The 17,496-nt window shown below is 68.4% G+C and carries 18 protein-coding genes; 15 read left to right on the forward strand and 3 right to left on the reverse strand.

Annotation, left to right across the window (positions count from 1 at the left end; all coding sequences use genetic code 11):
• Positions 1 to 14: 14 nt before the first annotated feature.
• From ACQY46_RS20125 to ACQY46_RS20180, 12 genes are all read left to right on the forward strand, one after another.
• Positions 15 to 1,031 carry a sugar ABC transporter substrate-binding protein gene (locus tag ACQY46_RS20125; RefSeq protein WP_428697755.1) on the forward strand — a complete coding sequence of 339 codons (1,017 nt, stop codon included), beginning with the start codon at positions 15 to 17 and terminating at the stop codon, positions 1,029 to 1,031.
• A 122-nt stretch (positions 1,032 to 1,153) separates the two neighbouring features.
• Positions 1,154 to 2,230 carry an ABC transporter permease gene (locus tag ACQY46_RS20130; RefSeq protein WP_428697756.1) on the forward strand — a complete coding sequence of 359 codons (1,077 nt, stop codon included), beginning with the start codon at positions 1,154 to 1,156 and terminating at the stop codon, positions 2,228 to 2,230.
• Positions 2,227 to 3,009 (forward strand): ATP-binding cassette domain-containing protein, encoded by a 783-nt coding sequence (locus tag ACQY46_RS20135; protein ID WP_428697757.1) that lies wholly within the window; start codon positions 2,227 to 2,229, stop codon positions 3,007 to 3,009. Before ACQY46_RS20130 ends, ACQY46_RS20135 begins: the two co-directional genes overlap by 4 nt.
• Before the next feature lie 110 nt (positions 3,010 to 3,119).
• Positions 3,120 to 4,046 (forward strand): carbohydrate kinase family protein, encoded by a 927-nt coding sequence (locus ACQY46_RS20140; RefSeq protein WP_428697758.1) that lies wholly within the window; start codon positions 3,120 to 3,122, stop codon positions 4,044 to 4,046.
• Between the two features lie 42 nt (positions 4,047 to 4,088).
• Positions 4,089 to 5,561, forward strand: a complete 1,473-nt coding sequence (gene zwf / locus ACQY46_RS20145; protein WP_428697759.1) for a glucose-6-phosphate dehydrogenase — start codon at positions 4,089 to 4,091, stop codon at positions 5,559 to 5,561.
• Between the two features lie 189 nt (positions 5,562 to 5,750).
• Positions 5,751 to 7,571 (forward strand): phosphogluconate dehydratase, encoded by a 1,821-nt coding sequence (gene edd / locus ACQY46_RS20150; protein WP_428697760.1) that lies wholly within the window; start codon positions 5,751 to 5,753, stop codon positions 7,569 to 7,571.
• Between the two features lie 43 nt (positions 7,572 to 7,614).
• Positions 7,615 to 8,250, forward strand: a complete 636-nt coding sequence (gene eda, locus ACQY46_RS20155) for a bifunctional 4-hydroxy-2-oxoglutarate aldolase/2-dehydro-3-deoxy-phosphogluconate aldolase (RefSeq protein WP_428697761.1) — start codon at positions 7,615 to 7,617, stop codon at positions 8,248 to 8,250.
• A gap of 136 nt (positions 8,251 to 8,386) precedes the next feature.
• Positions 8,387 to 8,686 carry a hypothetical protein gene (locus ACQY46_RS20160; RefSeq protein WP_428697762.1) on the forward strand — a complete coding sequence of 100 codons (300 nt, stop codon included), beginning with the start codon at positions 8,387 to 8,389 and terminating at the stop codon, positions 8,684 to 8,686.
• A 126-nt stretch (positions 8,687 to 8,812) separates the two neighbouring features.
• Positions 8,813 to 9,742: a calcium/sodium antiporter gene (locus ACQY46_RS20165; protein ID WP_428697763.1), complete on the forward strand. Its 930-nt coding sequence runs from the start codon at positions 8,813 to 8,815 to the stop codon at positions 9,740 to 9,742.
• Positions 9,743 to 9,792: 50 nt separating this feature from the next.
• Positions 9,793 to 11,466, forward strand: coding sequence for a glucose-6-phosphate isomerase (pgi, locus tag ACQY46_RS20170; protein ID WP_428697764.1), 1,674 nt, complete (start codon positions 9,793 to 9,795; stop codon positions 11,464 to 11,466).
• A 157-nt stretch (positions 11,467 to 11,623) separates the two neighbouring features.
• On the forward strand, positions 11,624 to 11,893 hold the full coding sequence (locus tag ACQY46_RS20175; protein ID WP_306029760.1) for a glycine zipper domain-containing protein: 270 nt from the start codon (positions 11,624 to 11,626) through the stop codon (positions 11,891 to 11,893).
• A 125-nt stretch (positions 11,894 to 12,018) separates the two neighbouring features.
• A complete protein-coding gene (locus ACQY46_RS20180; protein ID WP_428697765.1) occupies positions 12,019 to 12,288 on the forward strand; it encodes a glycine zipper domain-containing protein in 270 nt (89 codons plus the stop codon).
• Positions 12,289 to 12,384: 96 nt separating this feature from the next.
• On the opposite strand, the gene ald is transcribed toward ACQY46_RS20180, so the two are convergent.
• Entirely contained in the window at positions 12,385 to 13,521 is a 1,137-nt protein-coding gene (ald, locus tag ACQY46_RS20185) for an alanine dehydrogenase (RefSeq protein WP_428697766.1), read from the reverse strand.
• Between the two features lie 161 nt (positions 13,522 to 13,682).
• On the opposite strand from ald, the gene ACQY46_RS20190 reads away from it, so the two are divergent.
• The 3 genes from ACQY46_RS20190 to ACQY46_RS20200 all read left to right on the forward strand — a co-directional run bounded on the left by ACQY46_RS20190 (position 13,683) and on the right by ACQY46_RS20200 (position 15,733).
• Positions 13,683 to 14,156, forward strand: a complete 474-nt coding sequence (locus tag ACQY46_RS20190) for an Lrp/AsnC family transcriptional regulator (protein ID WP_428697767.1) — start codon at positions 13,683 to 13,685, stop codon at positions 14,154 to 14,156.
• A gap of 137 nt (positions 14,157 to 14,293) precedes the next feature.
• Positions 14,294 to 14,776 carry a response regulator gene (locus tag ACQY46_RS20195; RefSeq protein ID WP_428697768.1) on the forward strand — a complete coding sequence of 161 codons (483 nt, stop codon included), beginning with the start codon at positions 14,294 to 14,296 and terminating at the stop codon, positions 14,774 to 14,776.
• 63 nt (positions 14,777 to 14,839) lie between these two features.
• Positions 14,840 to 15,733: an SMP-30/gluconolactonase/LRE family protein gene (locus tag ACQY46_RS20200; protein WP_428697769.1), complete on the forward strand. Its 894-nt coding sequence runs from the start codon at positions 14,840 to 14,842 to the stop codon at positions 15,731 to 15,733.
• On the opposite strand, the gene ACQY46_RS20205 is transcribed toward ACQY46_RS20200, so the two are convergent.
• Together ACQY46_RS20205 and ACQY46_RS20210 are read right to left on the reverse strand one after the other, a co-directional pair.
• A complete protein-coding gene (locus ACQY46_RS20205; RefSeq protein ID WP_428697770.1) occupies positions 15,711 to 16,547 on the reverse strand; it encodes a rhodanese-related sulfurtransferase in 837 nt (278 codons plus the stop codon). The two genes, ACQY46_RS20200 and ACQY46_RS20205, sit on opposite strands and share 23 nt — an antisense overlap.
• 52 nt (positions 16,548 to 16,599) lie before the next feature.
• On the reverse strand, positions 16,600 to 17,313 hold the full coding sequence (locus ACQY46_RS20210; protein WP_428697771.1) for an SDR family NAD(P)-dependent oxidoreductase: 714 nt from the start codon (positions 17,311 to 17,313) through the stop codon (positions 16,600 to 16,602).
• Between the last annotated feature and the right edge of the window lie 183 nt (positions 17,314 to 17,496).

Consider the following 17,496-nt stretch of genomic DNA (forward strand, 5'->3'; position numbering starts at 1 on the left):
TGGGAGGAACTGACATGCTACGCAAACTGATGCTTGCCGGCTCGATGCTCGCAATGACGGCCGCAGCGCCGGCCATGGCGGCGGACATTTCCGCCTGCCTCGTCACCAAGACCGACACCAATCCCTTCTTCGTCAAGATGAAGGAAGGCGCCACCGCCAAGGCGACCGAACTCGGCATCGTGCTGAAGTCCTATGCCGGCAAGATCGACGGCGACCACGAAAGCCAGGTCGCGGCCATCGAGACCTGCATCGCCGATGGCGCCAAGGGCATCCTGATCACCGCTTCCGACACCAAGGCCATCGTCGACAGCGTCGAGCAGGCCCGCAACGCCGGCATTCTGGTGATCGCCCTCGACACGCCGCTGGAGCCGATCGACGCGGCCGACGCGACCTTCGCCACCGACAACTTCAAGGCCGGCGAACTGATCGGCCAGTGGGCGAAGGCAACGCTTGGCGATGCCGCCGCCGACGCGAAGATCGCCATGCTCGATCTCGCCGTCAGCCAGCCGTCCGTCGGCGTGCTGCGCGACCAGGGCTTCCTGACCGGCTTCGGCATCGACGTGAAGGACCCGGCCCGCTGGGGCGACGAGGACGATCCGCGCATCGTCGGCAACGACGTCACCTCGGGCAACGAGGAAGGCGGCCGCACGGCGATGGAAAACCTTCTCACCAAGGACCCGACGATCAACGTCGTCTACACGATCAACGAGCCGGCAGCGGCCGGCGCCTACGAGGCGCTGAAGGCGGTCGGACGCGAGAACGACGTTCTGATCGTCTCGGTCGACGGCGGCTGCCCGGGCGTCAAGAACGTTGCCGAGGGCGTCATCGGCGCCACCTCGCAGCAATACCCGCTGCTGATGGCCTCGCTCGGCATCGAGGCGATCAAGGCCTTCGCCGACACCGGCGCCAAGCCGGAGCCGACGCCGGGCAAGAACTTCTTCGACACCGGCGTGGCGCTCGTCACCGACAAGCCGGCCGAGGGCGTGTCCTCGATCGACACCAAGGAAGGCACGGACAAGTGCTGGGGCTGATCGCCTGACCGGTCGGACATGACGATCCGGACCAACCATCAACGCGGGGGCGGAACGCTCCGCCCCCGCATCGCGCAAGGCAGGGTCCGGCCGGAACCGGGCCCTCTTCCGGGGAGGAGAGCATGAGCGACGCGCAGACATCCGGTGCGGACGACTTCGAAAAAAGCCTGGCGGGCAGCGCCGCGACGGTTGCCGCCTTCGACAGCCACCATCGCTCGCTCCTGGACAGGGTCCAGCACCGGCTCCACGCCCGGCCCGAATTCGTGCCGCTGATCGTGCTGGTCCTGTCGCTGGCGGTGTTCGGCATCCTGCTCGGTTCGAAATTCTTCTCTCCCTTCGCGCTGACGCTGATCCTGCAGCAGGTCGCCATCGTCGGCATCGTCGGTTGCGCCCAGTCGCTGGTGATCCTCACCGCCGGCATCGACCTGTCGGTCGGCGCGATCATGGTCCTGTCCTCGGTGGTGATGGGCCAGTTCACCTTCCGCTATGGCCTGCCACCGGAGATCGCGGTCCTGTGCGGGCTGGCCTGCGGCATGCTGTGCGGCTTCATCAACGGCGTGCTGGTCGCCTGGATGCGGCTGCCGCCGTTCATCGTCACGCTCGGCATGTGGCAGATCGTGCTCGCCACCAACTTCCTGTTCTCCGCCAACGAGACCATCCGCAGCCAGGACATCGAGGCGCAGGCGCCGATCCTCCAGTTCTTCGGCGAGAAGTTCAGCATTGGCGGCGCCGTCTTCACCTATGGCGTCATCGCCATGTTCGCACTGGTCATCGTGCTCAACTACGTGCTCAACCACACCGCCTGGGGCCGGCATGTCTATGCCATCGGCGACGATCCGGAGGCGGCGGAACTGGCCGGCGTGCGCGTCGCCCGCATGCGCATCTCCGTCTACACGCTGGCCGGGCTGATCTGCGCCGTTGGCGGCTGGGCCATGATCGGCCGTCTGGGTTCGGTCTCGCCGACCACCGGCCAGTTCACCAACATCGAATCCATCACGGCCGTGGTGATCGGCGGCATTTCGCTGTTCGGCGGACGCGGCTCGATCCTCGGCATGCTGTTCGGCGCGCTCATCGTCGGCGTCTTCTCGCTCGGCCTACGCCTGATCGGCACCGACCCGCAATGGACCTATCTCCTGATCGGCGTGCTGATCATCTCGGCCGTCGCCATCGACCAATGGATCAGAAAGGTTGCAGGATGACCGGCGAACCGATCCTCACCGCAACGGGCCTCGTCAAGCGCTACGGCCGCGTCGTCGCTCTCGACCGGGCAGACTTCGACCTCTATCCCGGCGAGGTACTGGCCGTGATCGGCGACAATGGCGCCGGCAAGTCGACCCTCATCAAGGCGATTTCCGGTGCTGTCACCCCGGACGAGGGCGAAATCCGGCTAGAAGGGAAGCCGGTCCAGTTCTCCTCGCCGATGCGCGCCCGCGATGCCGGCATCGAGACGGTCTACCAGAACCTTGCCCTGTCGCCGGCGCTGTCGATCGCCGACAACCTGTTCATGGGCCGCGAGATCCGCATGCAAGGGTGGATGGGCAAGTACCTGCGCCGGCTCGACCGCAAGGCGATGGAGAAGATCGCCCGCGACAAGCTGTCGGAGCTTGGCCTGATGACCATCCAGAACATCAACCAGGCGGTGGAGACACTGTCGGGCGGCCAGCGTCAGGGCGTTGCCGTGGCGCGCGCCGCCGCCTTCGGCTCCAAGGTGGTGATCATGGACGAGCCGACGGCCGCCCTTGGCGTCAAGGAAAGCCGCAAGGTCCTCGACCTGATCCGCGACGTGAAGGCGCGCGGCCTGCCGATCGTGCTGATCTCGCACAACATGCCGCATGTGTTCGAGGTGGCCGACCGCATCCATATCCATCGCCTCGGCCGTCGCGCCTGTGTCATCAAGCCCGGCGACTTCTCCATGTCGGATGCCGTCGCCATCATGACCGGCGCGATGGAACCTCCCGAAAGCACGAAGGCCGCCTGAATGAGACTGGACACCGACACCTTCATGCCGTTCACCGGCAGCGCGGCGGAAGCCATCGCGGCAACAATATCCGGCGACCTGGAAAAAACGGCACATAGGAGCCCCGCTCAATGATTCTCGTATGCGGCGAAGCGCTGTTCGATCTCTTCGCCGAGGAAGACGGCGCGCGGCTGACGCTCGATGCGCGCATCGGCGGCTCGCCCTTCAACGTGGCTGTCGGGCTTGCCCGGCTGGAGGCGCCGGCCGCCTATTTCGGCGGGTTGTCGCGCGATTTTCTCGGCCGCAGGCTGAAGGCGGCGCTGGAGCGCGAAGGCGTCGACACGAGCCTTGTCGTGGACAGCGACGCGCCGACAACGCTAAGCTTGGTCGGCCTCGACGCGGCGGGAAGCCCCGCCTACAGTTTCTGCGGCGAGGGAGCGGCCGACCGGATGATCTCCCCCGCCGACATTCCCGACCTGCCGGAGGCGATCGACACCATCCATCTGGGATCCTTCTCCGCGCTGGTGCCGACAATCGGCGACACGCTGCTGTCGCTCGCCGCGCGCGAGCACGGTCGCCGGATGATCGCCTACGATCCGAACATCCGCCCGACCGTGGTCGCCGATCTCGACGCCTGGCGGAACCGCATCAGCGTGCTGCTGCCGCATGTGGACCTGCTCAAGGTCAGCGCGGAGGATGTGGAGACGCTCTATCCCGGGGCCGATCCGCTGGCGCTCGCCCGCGACTGGCTGGACCACGGGCCGGCGCTGGTGGTGATCACCCGCGGCGGCGAGGGTGCGCTCGGTGTGACGGCCTCCGCCGTCGCCTCTGCCGAGGGCCAGCGCGTCACCGTCGCCGACACGGTCGGTGCCGGCGACACCTACCAGGCGGCCCTGCTGGCGCGGCTCGGAGAGACGGTCGGCCGCACCCGCGCGGCGCTGAAGGGGCTCGACGAGGGAGCACTCGCCGACCTGCTCGCCTATGCCGGGCGGGCCGCCGCAATCACCTGCACCCGGCGCGGAGCGGACCTCCCCCGCCGCGCCGACCTCGCTGCCTGAAGGGTTGCCCGAGGGCACGAACCGCCTCTTGAAAGGATCGCAATGGCAACGCGCGTCATCGAAGTAGTCCCGTTCGACCTGATCGTCTTCGGTGCGACCGGCGATCTTGCCCACCGCAAGCTTCTGCCGGCGCTCTATCACCGGGATCTGGACGGGCAGATCCCGCTGGACGCCCGCATTCTCGCCTGCTCGCGCCGCGACATGTCGGATGCCGATTATCGCAAGTTCGCGGACGAAGCGGTGCGCGAACACGTCGACGACATCGAGGACGAAGCCCTTGCCCGGTTCCTCGACCGGCTCTCCTATCTCGCGGTGGATGCCGCCGGCGACAGGGGCTGGCGCGAGCTCGCCGCTGCCCTTGAGGGCCGCGAGGAGGTGGTGCGCGCCTTCTATCTGGCCGTCTCGCCCGACTTCTTCGGCCCGATCTGCGAACGCATCGGCGCCCACGCACTGTCCACCGACCTTGCCCGCGTCGTCATCGAGAAGCCGATCGGCAAGGACGGCACTTCCGCGCGCGCCGTCAACGCGGCGATCGGCGCGGTCTTCCGCGAGGACCAGATCTTCCGCATCGACCACTATCTCGGCAAGGAGACCGTGCAGAACCTGATGGCGCTGCGCTTCGCCAACGCGCTGTTCGAGCCGCTGTGGAACGCCGCCCATATCGACCATGTGCAGATCACGGTGGCGGAATCGCTCGGCGTCGAGGGCCGCGCCGGCTATTACGACACCGCCGGGGCGATGCGCGACATGGTGCAGAACCACATCCTCCAGCTCCTGTGCCTTGTCGCCATGGAGCCGCCGGAATCCATGGACGCGGACTCGGTGCGCGACGAGAAGCTCAAGGTGCTGAAGGCCCTGAGGCCGATGGATGCCGAACATGCGGCGAAGACAACGGTGCGGGGCCAGTACCGGGCCGGTGCTTCCGCCGGCGGGGCCGTGCCGGGCTACCTGGAGGAACTCGACGACCCCTCTTCGCAGACCGAGACCTTCGTCGCCGTCAAGGCGGAGATCGCCAACTGGCGCTGGGCGACGGTGCCCTTCTACCTGCGCACCGGCAAGCGGCTCGCCACCCGCGTCTCGGAGATCGTCGTGCAGTTCCGCCCGATCCCCCATTCGATCTTCGGCGAGGAGGCCGGCGCGATCTCCTCCAACCGGCTCGTCATCCGCCTGCAGCCGGACGAGGGCGTGCGCATGCAGGTGATGATCAAGGACCCCGGACCGGGCGGCATGCGCCTGCGCCAGGTGCCCCTCGACATGTCCTTCGCCAAGGCGTTCAAGGTGCGCAACCCGGATGCCTACGAGCGGCTGATCATGGACGTGATCCGCGGCAACCAGACGCTGTTCATGCGCCGCGACGAGGTCGAGGCCGCCTGGGCCTGGGTCGATCCGATCCTGCAGGCCTGGGCGAGCCAGAAGGAACCGCCGAAGGGCTATACCTCCGGCACCTGGGGCCCTTCCGCCGCCATCGCCCTGATCGAGCGCGACGGGCGGACATGGTTCGAGGACCTGATCTGACCGGTGCGGCGAGCACCCGCCGGGCCGGGCAGCACCGTGCATCTGCATCGCGCACGGCGCCCGGTTGAAGACGGAATTAAATCGATTTAAACATCGTGCCGGAACGGGTATCACACCCGCCGGTCCAACAGGAAAGCCGGTCCCGGACATCTCCCCCCGGGCGCCGCAACCGAAAGGACGGAGACCGCCATGAGCCTTCATTCGACACTCGCAGCCGTCACCGAACGCATCACCGAGCGCAGCCGCGACAGCCGCACGCGCTATCTGGAGCGGATCCGCGCCGCCGGCGAGGCCGGCCCGAAGCGCTCGACGCTGTCCTGCGGCAACCTCGCCCACGGCTTCGCCGCCTGCGGCGTCACCGACAAGTCGCGACTGGCCGGCGACGTGGTGCCCAATCTCGGCATCATCACCGCCTATAACGACATGCTCTCCGCCCACCAGCCCTATGAGCGCTTCCCCGAGCTGATCCGCGACGCGGCGCGCGAGGTCGGCGGCGTCGCCCAGGTGGCCGGCGGCGTGCCGGCCATGTGCGACGGCGTCACGCAAGGCCAGACCGGCATGGAACTGTCGCTGTTTTCCCGCGACGTGATCGCCATGTCGGCGGCCGTCGGCCTGTCGCACCAGATGTTCGACGCCGCCGTGTTCCTCGGCATCTGCGACAAGATCGTGCCCGGGCTGATGATCGCGGCGCTCTCCTTCGGCCACCTGCCGGCGGTCTTCGTGCCGGCCGGACCGATGCCGTCGGGGATTTCCAACGACGAGAAGGCCAAGACCCGCCAGCTCTACGCGGAAGGCAAGATCGGCCGCGCCGAACTGCTGGAATCGGAGAGCAAGTCCTACCATTCGCCCGGCACCTGCACCTTCTACGGCACGGCCAATTCCAACCAGATGCTGATGGAAATCATGGGCCTGCACCTGCCGGGGGCAAGCTTCGTCCATCCGAACACGCCGCTGCGCGATGCGTTGACGAAGGAGGCGGCCAAGCGCGCGCTGGCGCTCACCGCGCTCGGCAATGCCTACACGCCCGTCGGCGAGATGATCGACGAGCGCGCCATCGTCAACGGCGTCGTCGGCCTGCACGCGACCGGCGGCTCGACCAACCACACGCTGCACCTGGTCGCCATCGCCCATGCGGCAGGCATCCGGCTGACCTGGGACGACATCTCGGACCTTTCCGGGGCGGTGCCGCTGATCGCCCGCATCTACCCGAACGGCATGGCCGACGTGAACCACTTCCAGGCGGCCGGCGGCATGGGCTACCTGATCGGCGAACTGCTGTCGGAAGGCCTGCTGCACGAGGACGTGCGCACCGTCAACGGCACCGGCCTGTCGACCTATACGGTCGAGGCGCGCCTCGGCGAGGGCGGCGGCGTCGCCTGGGTGCCGGCGACCCGCGAGAGCGGCGATGCCAAGGTGCTCTCCACCGTGGCCGAACCCTTTCAGCCCAATGGCGGGCTGACCGTGCTCGACGGCAATCTCGGGCGGGCGGTCATCAAGGTCTCCGCCGTCGCACAGGACCGCCGGGTGATCGAGGCGCCGGCGCGGATCTTCAACTCGCAGGAAGCCGTGCAGGACGCCTTCAAGGCCGGCGAACTGACGCAGGATTTCATCGCCGTGCTGCCCTTCCAGGGTCCCCGGGCCTGCGGCATGCCGGAGCTGCACAAGCTGACCCCGGCGCTCGGCGTCCTGCAGGATCGCGGCATCCGCGTCGCGCTGGTCACCGACGGGCGCATGTCGGGCGCCTCCGGCAAGGTGCCGGCAGCGATCCACGTGACGCCGGAGGCCGTCGACGGCGGCCCGATCGCGCGCATCCGCGACGGCGACATGATCCGCGTCGATGCAACGTCCGGCCGTCTCGAGGTTCTCGTCGACGCGGCCGAATTCGAGGCCCGCGCCCCCGCGACGGCCGATCTTTCGGCGCACCAGCAGGGCATCGGCCGCGAATTGTTCGCCGCCTTCAGGGCCCATGCCGGCCCCGCCGACCAGGGCGCCCATGTCTTTGGCGCCTGAACCCTCACGCCGCAAGGCCCAGCAATCCGGAGCAGACCACCGCATGGCACAGAACACCGACATCCTCGACCGCGTCATGGGCGCCGCCCCGGTCATCCCGGTCCTGATCGTGGAGGATCCGGCCAAGGCCGTGCCGATGGCGCGCGCCCTGGTGCGCGGCGGACTGCCGGCCATCGAGATCACGCTGCGCACCCCGCGCGCGCTCGAGGCGATCCGTGCCGTCGCCGCCGAGGTGGAAGGCGCGATGGTCGGCGCCGGCACCGTGCTCGACGCCTTCCAGTATGACGAGGCTGTCGCCGCCGGGGCGACGTTCGTCGTCTCGCCCGGGGCCACCGGAGCGCTGATCGAGGCGGCCTCCGGACATGACGTGCCGCTGCTGCCGGGTGCGGCGACGGCCTCCGAGGTGATGCGGCTGCTGGAAGCCGGCTACTCGCGGCTGAAGCTCTTCCCGGCGGAGGCCGTCGGCGGCGCCAACCTGCTCAAGTCGCTGGCCTCGCCGCTGCCCGCCGCCCGCTTCTGCCCGACCGGCGGCATCACCGAGAAGAGCGCGTCGACCTATCTGGCGCTTCCCAACGTGGTCTGCGTCGGCGGCTCCTGGATCGCCGGGGCGGACGCCATCGCCAGCGGCGACTGGGCCGGGATCGAGGCGCGGGCGCGCCTCGCAGCCGCGCTGTCCTGATCGCCGCCCGGCATGACGGCGAGCGTGAAAAAATATCTCTCGCAGGCCCGAAAGGAGATCTTGCGCCCGGGCCCGGACCTTCCCATTTGCGATTGGCCGCGGGCGATCATGCCCGCGTCCTTCAAGGGTCACGGCCATGCCAGGCTCACCTGCCGCCGACAATCCGGCGGTTTCCCCCCGCGCGCGCGACGCACGTCCGGGACTTGTCTTCTACATCATCCTCATCTCCGCGATTGCCCTGTTCGGCGCCGAAGTCTGGACCATGACGCTCGGTTTCCTGTGGGCGCTGAGCGGCATCCTGTCGCTTGGCCCGACAGGCGTCGCGGTCGTCGCCGCCCTGCTCCTGCCGGCCGCCACCCTCGCCACCTGGAAGCTCGCCGTCATGGCCTTCGAGGGCGAACGCGACCTGCTCCGGCAGCCTCCGACCGTGACCTGATCCGGCAGGGACCGCACCGGCGCCCCGCGCGCCCGGACCTGCAATCTCCCGGGGCGGCATTCCGTCGCCACCCAGTCCTCCCTTGTCGCCTCCGGCGCGCCCCGCCCGAGGCGCCGGAGCCTTGTCATGCTCATCGATACCGGGCTTCTCGCCCTTGGTCTTGCCCTGCTCTTCGGCGGCGGCGACGCGCTTGTGCGCGGCGCGGTCTCGCTGGCCGCGCGCCTTCGGGTACCGCCTCTTCTTGTCGGCCTGACCATCGTCGGTTTCGGCACCTCCATGCCGGAGATGCTCGTCTCGTTGCAGGCGGCGATGGCCGGCCTGCCGGATATCGCCGTGGGCAACGCGGTCGGTTCCAACACCGCCAACATCCTGCTCATTCTCGGCCTCACCATGCTCGTCGCGGCCATGCCGACGCGCATCGACGGGCTTGGCCGCGACCTGGCGGCGATGCTCGCAAGCGCCGTCGCCCTGGCCGTCGTTGCCTGGACCGGCACCCTGTCCGCACCGGTCGGCATCGCGTTTGTGGCAGTGCTTGCCGGCTATCTCGGTTATTGCGCGAAGACCGGCCGCAGCACGCCCTGCGACACGGCCGCCACCCCCTGCCCGATGCCCGTATGGAAAGCCCTCGCCCTTGTCGGCGGCGGTCTTGCGGCCCTGGTTTTCGGAGCCGACTGCCTGATCGACGGGGCCACGCGGATCGCGCGTACCTTCGGCCTGTCGGAGGCCGTGATCGGGCTTACCGTTGTGGCCGTCGGCACCAGCCTGCCGGAGCTTGCGACCTCCGTCACTGCCGCGTTTCGCCGGCAACCGGAAATCGCCATCGGCAACGTGGTCGGCTCGAACATCTTCAACATCCTGGCGATCCTCGGCGTAACCGCGACCCTGGCGCCGGTGCCGATTGCCAATCGGATCGCCACCTTCGACATTCCGGTGATGCTGGTCGCTTCACTGGCGCTTGCCGCCCTGCTGCTCGCCATTCCCGGCCGCGTGCCGCGTCTCGCCGGGCTCCCGTTTCTCGCGGCCTATGGCTGGTATTGCGCCACATTGCTTGCCTAGGGTCGAGCGGACGCCGCCCGCTCCAAAGACATTGAAAGAGGAGGACACCGATGACGCAGGCAGCCATGCCGCATGAGCTTAAGCAGCGGGCCACGGAGCTGCAGGCAACGGGACTGCGCCGGATCTTCGCTGACGATGCGGGCCGGTTCGACAGGCTGAGCGTCGCGCTCGACGACCTGCTCATCGACTTTTCCAAGATGCACTGGGACCGCGAGGCGATCCACGCCCTTACCGCCTTTGCCCGTGCGCGCGGTGTGGAGGACCGGCGGGCGGCGATGTTCGAAGGCCGCCCGATCAACGGAACCGAAGGCCGCGCGGTGCTTCATGTCGCGCTCAGAAACCGCTCCGGCCGCCCGGTCGAGATCGACGGACACGACGTGACGCCGGACGTGGAGGCAACGCTGGCGCGCATGGCCGACTTCTCCGATGCCGTTCGAAATGGCACCCTCGCCGGCTCGGGCGGGCGCCCGTTCACCGACGTGGTCAATATCGGCATCGGCGGCTCCGATCTCGGGCCGGCCATGGTGACACAGGCGCTTGCCCCCTTCGCCGACGGTCCCCGCCTGCATTATGTGTCGAATGTCGACGGCGCCCATGTCGCGGACACGCTGAAGGCGCTGGATCCGGCGACAACGCTCGTCATTGTCGCGTCGAAGACCTTCACGACCATAGAGACGATGACCAATGCCGCGACGGCGCGCGCCTGGATCGTCCGGCACCTCGGCGAAGACGCCGTCGGCGCCCATTTCGCCGCCGTTTCCACAGCCCTCGACAGGGTCGACGCCTTCGGCATTGCCGCCAGCCGCACCTTCGGTTTCTGGGACTGGGTCGGCGGACGCTATTCCGTCTGGTCGGCAATCGGATTGCCGGTGATGATCGCCATCGGGCCTGACGATTTCGGCGCCTTCCTCGATGGCGCCCATGCGATGGACCGGCATTTCGAGACGGCGGAGGCGGAGGTCAACCTGCCGATGCTGCTCGGCCTTGCCGGCATATGGCATCGCAATGCCTGCGGCTTTCCGGCCCGCGCGGTCCTTCCCTACGACCAGCGGCTCGCCCGCCTGCCCGCCTATCTCCAGCAGCTCGACATGGAATCCAACGGCAAGCGGGTGACGCTTGCCGGCGATCCGGTGAGCGAGGCAACCGGCCCGCTGGTCTGGGGCGAACCCGGAACCAACGGCCAGCACGCCTTCTACCAGCTCCTGCACCAGGGCAGCGACGTGATCCCTTGCGAGTTCATTCTCGCCGCGAAGGGGCATGAGCCGGATCTTGCCCATCACCATGCGTTGCTGGCGGCGAATTGCCTCGCCCAGTCGGAGGCCTTGATGACCGGCCGCACGAGGGCGGAGGCCGAAGCCGCCTTGCGCGCGGAAGGCCGCAGCGAGGACGATGTCGCCCGGCTTGCCCCGCACAAGGTCTTTCCCGGCAACCGTCCTTCGATCACCATCCTGCACGACCGGCTGACGCCTTTCGCGCTCGGCCGCCTGATCGCGCTCTACGAGCACCGGGTGTTCGTGGAAGGCGCGATCTGGAACATCAATTCCTTCGACCAGTGGGGCGTGGAACTGGGGAAGGTGCTTGCCGGCGAGTTGCTGCCGATGGTCGACGGCCGCGCGCCGGCGAAGGGGCGCGACGCCTCGACGCTCGGCCTGCTGCGCCGACTGCGCGGCCAGGAACCCGTCGCATCTCGCGAAAAATCGTCAAAAGGAACGCCCAACCAATGATCTGCGTCACAGCTTGGCGTCAGCGAGCCGCTAGACTGTGTGGTGTTTTAGTGCTCAGATAGGCGGCAACGGAGGGACGGTTCGCCCTCTCCCTTTGGCGGTGCCTACCGGGAGGCGACATTCGCCGGAACCAAGTGGACATGTGAGGAGTTATACGATGGTCAGGATTGTTCTTGTGGGCGCAGCTGCGCTTCTGCTGGCGGCATGCCAGTCCGACAGCCAGCGCGACCGCGCACTTGTCGGCGGTGGCCTTGGCGCCGCAACGGGTGCAGTGATCGGAGCGGCGGCAACCGGCGATGTCGGTGGCGCTCTCGTGGGTGGCGTCATCGGCGGTGTCGGCGGTGCCATGGTCGGTTCGGCCACCACGCCGAAGAACTGCATCGCACGCGACCGCTACGGCCGCCGCTATCGGGTCGTCTGCCCGTAAGAGGCGCCAATCGCCTGCCCGAGAGGACATGCCTGACCGCCGCAACGGAAGCTCCGGCCAACCGTTGCGGTGGCACATGCGTTTCGAAGAAACGCAGTCCGGCCAACCAATCGGAGGCGAATTTCATGTCTAAACTCGTGATCGTTGCGGCGACGGCCCTGCTTCTTGCCGCGTGCCAGTCCGACAGCCAGTCTGACCGGGCCCTGGTCGGCGGTGGCCTCGGCGCCGCCACCGGCGCGGCGGTCGGCGCCGCCGCAACCGGCGATGTCGGCGGCGCGCTTGTGGGCGGCGCCATCGGTGCTGCCGGCGGTGCGGTCGTTGGCGCGGCCACCACGCCGAAGAACTGCGTCGAGTACGACCGCTACGGTCGGCCTTATCGCGTTGCCTGCCCCTAGACACCGGGCAGTTGCCGCAAGCACCAGACACAAACGGCCGGCAAGGGATCCCTTGCCGGCCGTTTTCAGTTGAACCCCCCTGCAGAAGACGCGTGATCAGGCGGCGGCGGCAACGCCCCGCGCCAGCGCCTCGCGCGGGGCGACATAGTCGTAGCCGAGCGCCTCGGCAACGGCCTGGCAGGTCACCTGCCCGGCGTGAACGTTGAGCCCGTTCATCAGGTGCGGGTTCTCGGCCAGCGCCTTCGCGTAGCCGTTGTTGGCCAGTGCCAGCGCGAAGGGCAGCGTCGCGTTGTTGAGGGCATAGGTCGAGGTGCGCGGGACCGCTCCGGGCATGTTGGCAACGCAGTAATGCACGACGTTGTCGACCACATAGGTCGGTTCCGCATGGGTGGTGGCGTGCGAGGTCTCGAAACAGCCGCCCTGGTCGATGGCGACGTCGACAAGCACCGAACCCGGCTTCATGCGGCGCACATGGTCGGCGGTGACCAGCTTGGGCGCAGCCGCGCCGGCGACCAGCACCGCGCCGACGACAAGGTCCGCTTCCAGCACATACTGCTCGATCGCGGCACGGGTCGAATAGACCGTGCGCAGGGCCGAGCCGAACCGCGCCGACAGGCTGCCCAGCGTATCGATCGAGCGGTCGAGGACGGTGACATCCGCGCCAAGGCCGAGCGCCATGGTGATGGCATGGGCGCCGACGACGCCGCCGCCGATCACCACCACCTTGGCCGGGGCAACGCCGGGCACGCCGCCCAGAAGCACGCCGGCGCCGCCATGGGCGCGCTCGAGCGCGGTCGCGCCCGCCTGGACCGAAAGCCGGCCGGCAACCTGCGACATCGGCGCCAGCAGCGGCAGGCCGCCGCGCGCGTCGGTCACGGTCTCGTAGGCGATGCAGGTCGCGCCGGACTTGACCAGGTCGGCGGTCTGGGCCGCATCGGGCGCCAGATGCAGGTAGGTGAAGAGCAGATGGTCGGAACGCAGCATGGCCCGCTCGCCCGCCTGCGGCTCCTTGACCTTGACGATCATCGTCGCCGTGGCGAACACCTCCGCCGCGCTTGCAAGGATCCTGGCGCCGGCCGCCTCGTATTCGGCATCGTCCGCGCCGATGCCCTGGCCGGCCTGGGTCTCGACGAAAAGCTCGTGGCCGTTGGCCACCAGTTCGCGGACGCTGTCAGGGGTCAGGCCGACCCGGTACTCATGGTTCTTGATCTCTTTCGGCACACCGATGCGCATCACAAGCCTCCTCCAGCACGGGCCGGACACCTTCCGCCCTTTGACTGCAAGGATACGGGAAAGCGCTTCGAATGTGCTTGCGTACTTGACCCGGGTAAGGAGTTTCATGCAATTTCAGAGCGTGAAACCCGACGTAAGCCAAATTATCTGCGGAGGACCTTGTGAACTTCGACCGTATTGACCGGCGTATCCTGACCCTGCTGCAGGAGGACGGCCGCATGGCGAACGCCGACCTTGCCGAAGCCGTCGGCCTGTCCCCTTCCGCCTGCCTGCGCCGGGTGCGTGCGCTCGAGGAGGCCGGCGTCATCGAGAAATACGTCGCCCTGCTCGACCAGTCGCAGATCGGCCGGCGCATGGACATCTTCGTGGAGATCTCGCTGAACTCCCAGGCCAACGAGGTGCTGACCCGCTTCGAAAAGGCGGTCGCCCTCTCGCCGGAGATCATGGAGTGCTACCTGATGGCGGGCGATGCCGACTATCTGCTGCGCATCGCAGCCGCCGACCCGACCGATTTCGAGCGGATTCACCGCGACCACCTTGCCCGCCTGCCTGGCGTTTCACGGATGAAATCGTCCTTCGCCATCCGCACGGTGGCGCGCAGCACCGCCTTCCCGCTGCCGGAGGCCGCACACTGATCCGCGCCGCGCGGGTTGCACCTTGCCCGATTTGACGAGCGCGTCGCATGGCCGCCGGCTGGAACCCTGTCGGATTTGCTGATAGAATAATTGCCGCAATCAGAAATTCGCGCAGTTTCGACTTCGGCGGTCCAGCCATGACGGAAGAGAGGTTTTCCGCGACCGGACGCGGCTCCACGCTGATGCTCGTCGACGACGATCCCGACGATCTGTGGATATTCGGGCATCTGCTTCAGCGGGCCTGCCCCTGGCCCGACCGGTTCGCGCTGGTCAAGGCGGTGGACGGCGTGCAGGCGCTGGCGCGCATCGAGGCGGCCGTCGCGGCGAAATCCCCCCTGCCCGACCTGATCCTGCTGGACATGAACATGCCCGGCCTCTCCGGTCTCGACGTGCTGAGGATGATGCGGGCAAGCGCGGCGCTGGCCGACACGCCGATCCTCATCCTGTCGACGGCAAGCAACCGGGAGGCGGCCGACGAGGCCCTGCGGCACGGGGCCGACGCGGTGATCACCAAGCCCGATTCCATGCACAGCATCGCCGAACTCGCCAGCACCATCTTCAGGACATGGCTCGGCAACCGCCCGCCCCTGCACCGCGATCCGCACCGGGCCAGCGCCTGACACCCTTGATCCCTCGCCCCATCCGTCCGACAAGTGGACCGAAGCCGCGAGGGGAGCGATCTGATGGCGCACGAGATTTCACGACTGAGCGAAACCCGCAGCGATCTGGCCGAGGGACCCACCTGGGACGACCGGCTCGGACGCCTCTACTGGTGCGACATTCTCGGCAAGCGGCTGCACGCGCTCGACTGGACAACGCGCCAGGAGCGGCACTGGGATCTTCCCGACGTGATCGGCTCCTTCGGCCTGACCGACGATGCGGGCCGCCTGGTTGTCGCCATCCGCGACCGGGTCGCGCTGTTCGGCCTTGAGGACGGTTCGCTGGAGGTGCTTGCCGAAATCGAGACCGGCGATCCGCGCACCCGCCTCAACGACGGCAAGGTCGGCCCCGACGGCGCCTTCTATGTCGGCACCATGGACGACCGGCCCGACCGGCAGCCGATCGGCGCGCTCTACCGGGTGCGCCCGGACGGCAGCTGCGAGAAGCTGGTGGAGGGTGTCACGGTCTCGAACGGCCTTGCCTGGTCGCCGGACGGGCGCACCATGTATCACGCCGACAGCCGGCCCGGCATCATCGAGGCCTGGGACTTCGATCCGGCAAGCGGGGCAATGTCAAACCGCCGCCTCTTCGCCAGGCTCGCCAACGAGGCCGGGCGGCCGGACGGGGGAACGGTCGACGCCGACGGCCGCTACTGGTCGGCAGGCGTTTCCGCCGGGCTCCTCAACTGCTTCTCGCCGGACGGAACGCTGGTGGAGGTCATCGCCATGCCCGTGCCGCGCCCGACCATGCCGTGCTTCTGCGGACCGGACCTCGATGCGCTGGTGGTGACGAGCCTGCGCCCGCTTGCCGACGCGGCGCTGCTGGAAGCCCATCCGGATTCAGGCCGGCTGTTCATGCTGCGCCCCGGCGTTCGCGGCCTGACGGCCGAGCGCTTCACTCTTCAGGGTCGGGCCTAGCTCCCGCATCGGCGCCGGCCAGACCTCCCTCGGCCAGTTCATCTGTCAGACCGGCGGGCAACACCTCGCGCGCCGCCTCCGGCGCGCCCCGCCCCCAGGTCGGGCGCAAGGCATGGTCGACGGCGACCCGCTCGTCGAAGACGAAACACGCGCCCTGCCAGAGGCTTTCCGCCTCCGGCACCTTTTCCAGGTAGTTGAGGATACCGCCCTCCAGGTGGAAGACCTCCCCGAAGCCTTCGGACAGCAGCAGTGCGCTCGCCTTCTCGCAGCGGATGCCGCCGGTGCAGAACATCGCGACCTTGCGCCCGTCGCCATCCGCGCGGGCCTTTCGCACCCAGTCGGGGAAGGACCGGAAGGTCCGGGTATCGGGCGAGATCGCGCCCTCGAAGCTGCCGAAGGCGATCTCGTAATCGTTGCGCGTGTCGAGCACCACCACGTCCGGATCGCTGATCAGGGCGTTCCAGTCCGCCGGCGCCACATAGGTGCCGACCGCCTTGCGCGGATCGATGCCCGCAACGCCAAGGCTGACGATCTCCTTCTTCAGCCGCACCTTCAGCCGGCCGAAGGGCATGCGCCCAGCGAAGGATGCCTTCTCGACGAGACCTGCCAGGCGCGGATCGGCGCGCAAATGGGCCAGCACCCGCTCCACCCCGGCTTGCGTGCCCGCGATGGTGCCGTTGACGCCCTCGCCGGCCAGCAGGATCGACCCGCGAATACCCGCCTCGCGCGCGACAGCCAGAAGCGGCTCGCGCATCGCCGTGTAATCGTCGAGCGGAGCGAAGTGAAAGAAGGCGGAAATCCGGAAATCTGTCATGGTCGGCGCGGCCCGGGTGCTGTCGTCAGCACCGCTTCTACACGCCCCCTCCCTACCAGGGAAGGCGTTCGCCCGCATAAGACAGGAACCCGCCCGTGTCGGCGGCATCGGCCCGGTCGATCACCCGGAGCAGCAGGCCGGCCGCCTCGTCCGGCGTGCGGATGGCAAGCCCCTTGCAGGCGAAGGGCCGGGAGAGCGCCGTGTCGACCGTGCCGGGATGCAGCGCCAGCATGACATGCTCCGGCCGGCCGCGGGCCATCTCGACGGCCGCAGTGCGGACGATCTGGTTGAGCGCGGCCTTGGCCGAGCGGTAGCTGATCCAGCCGCCCAGCGCGTTGTCCCCGATGCTGCCGACCCTGGCCGACAGGGTGGCGAAAACGCTCTTGCCCTTGCGCGGAAAGAGCGGGGCGAAATGCCTGATCAGCAGCGCCGGACCGATGGCATTGATGCGAAAGGCGCGCGCCATCTGCTCCGCATCGATCCGGGCGAGCGCCTTTTCCGGAACCATCGCCCCGTCCGACAGGATGCCGGTGGCATCGACGACGAGCCTCAGCGGGCCGAGACCCGCGACATGGGCGGCGGCGGCCTCGATGCTCGCCTCCTCCTCCAGGTCGATACGCGGGACGCCCGCCCGACTGCAGCCGACAACGCGCGCGAACCGGCCGCTTTCCTCCAGTTGGCGGAAAAACGCCGATCCCAGCCCGCCGCTGGCGCCGATGACGACGGCAACGCCGCCGGAGGGGAAACCGTTCAGTGCATCGCTCATGCCGGGGTTACGCGGCAGGGCGCGGCGCGGTTCACCCGGGAGGGGCGACGGCCCGGCCCGCCACAGGAGTTCCCGCCAGAGGGGTTAACGCCTCGTTAACCGCAGGCGGTGCCTGCCAGCGAGCAGGTTGGCAAGCGGGCACCCGGCATGCGACAGTCTGGCGCCCGCAGCGGGCAAGACCAG

This window comes from Stappia sp., assembly GCF_965276915.1.
Lineage (GTDB): Bacteria > Pseudomonadota > Alphaproteobacteria > Rhizobiales > Stappiaceae > Stappia.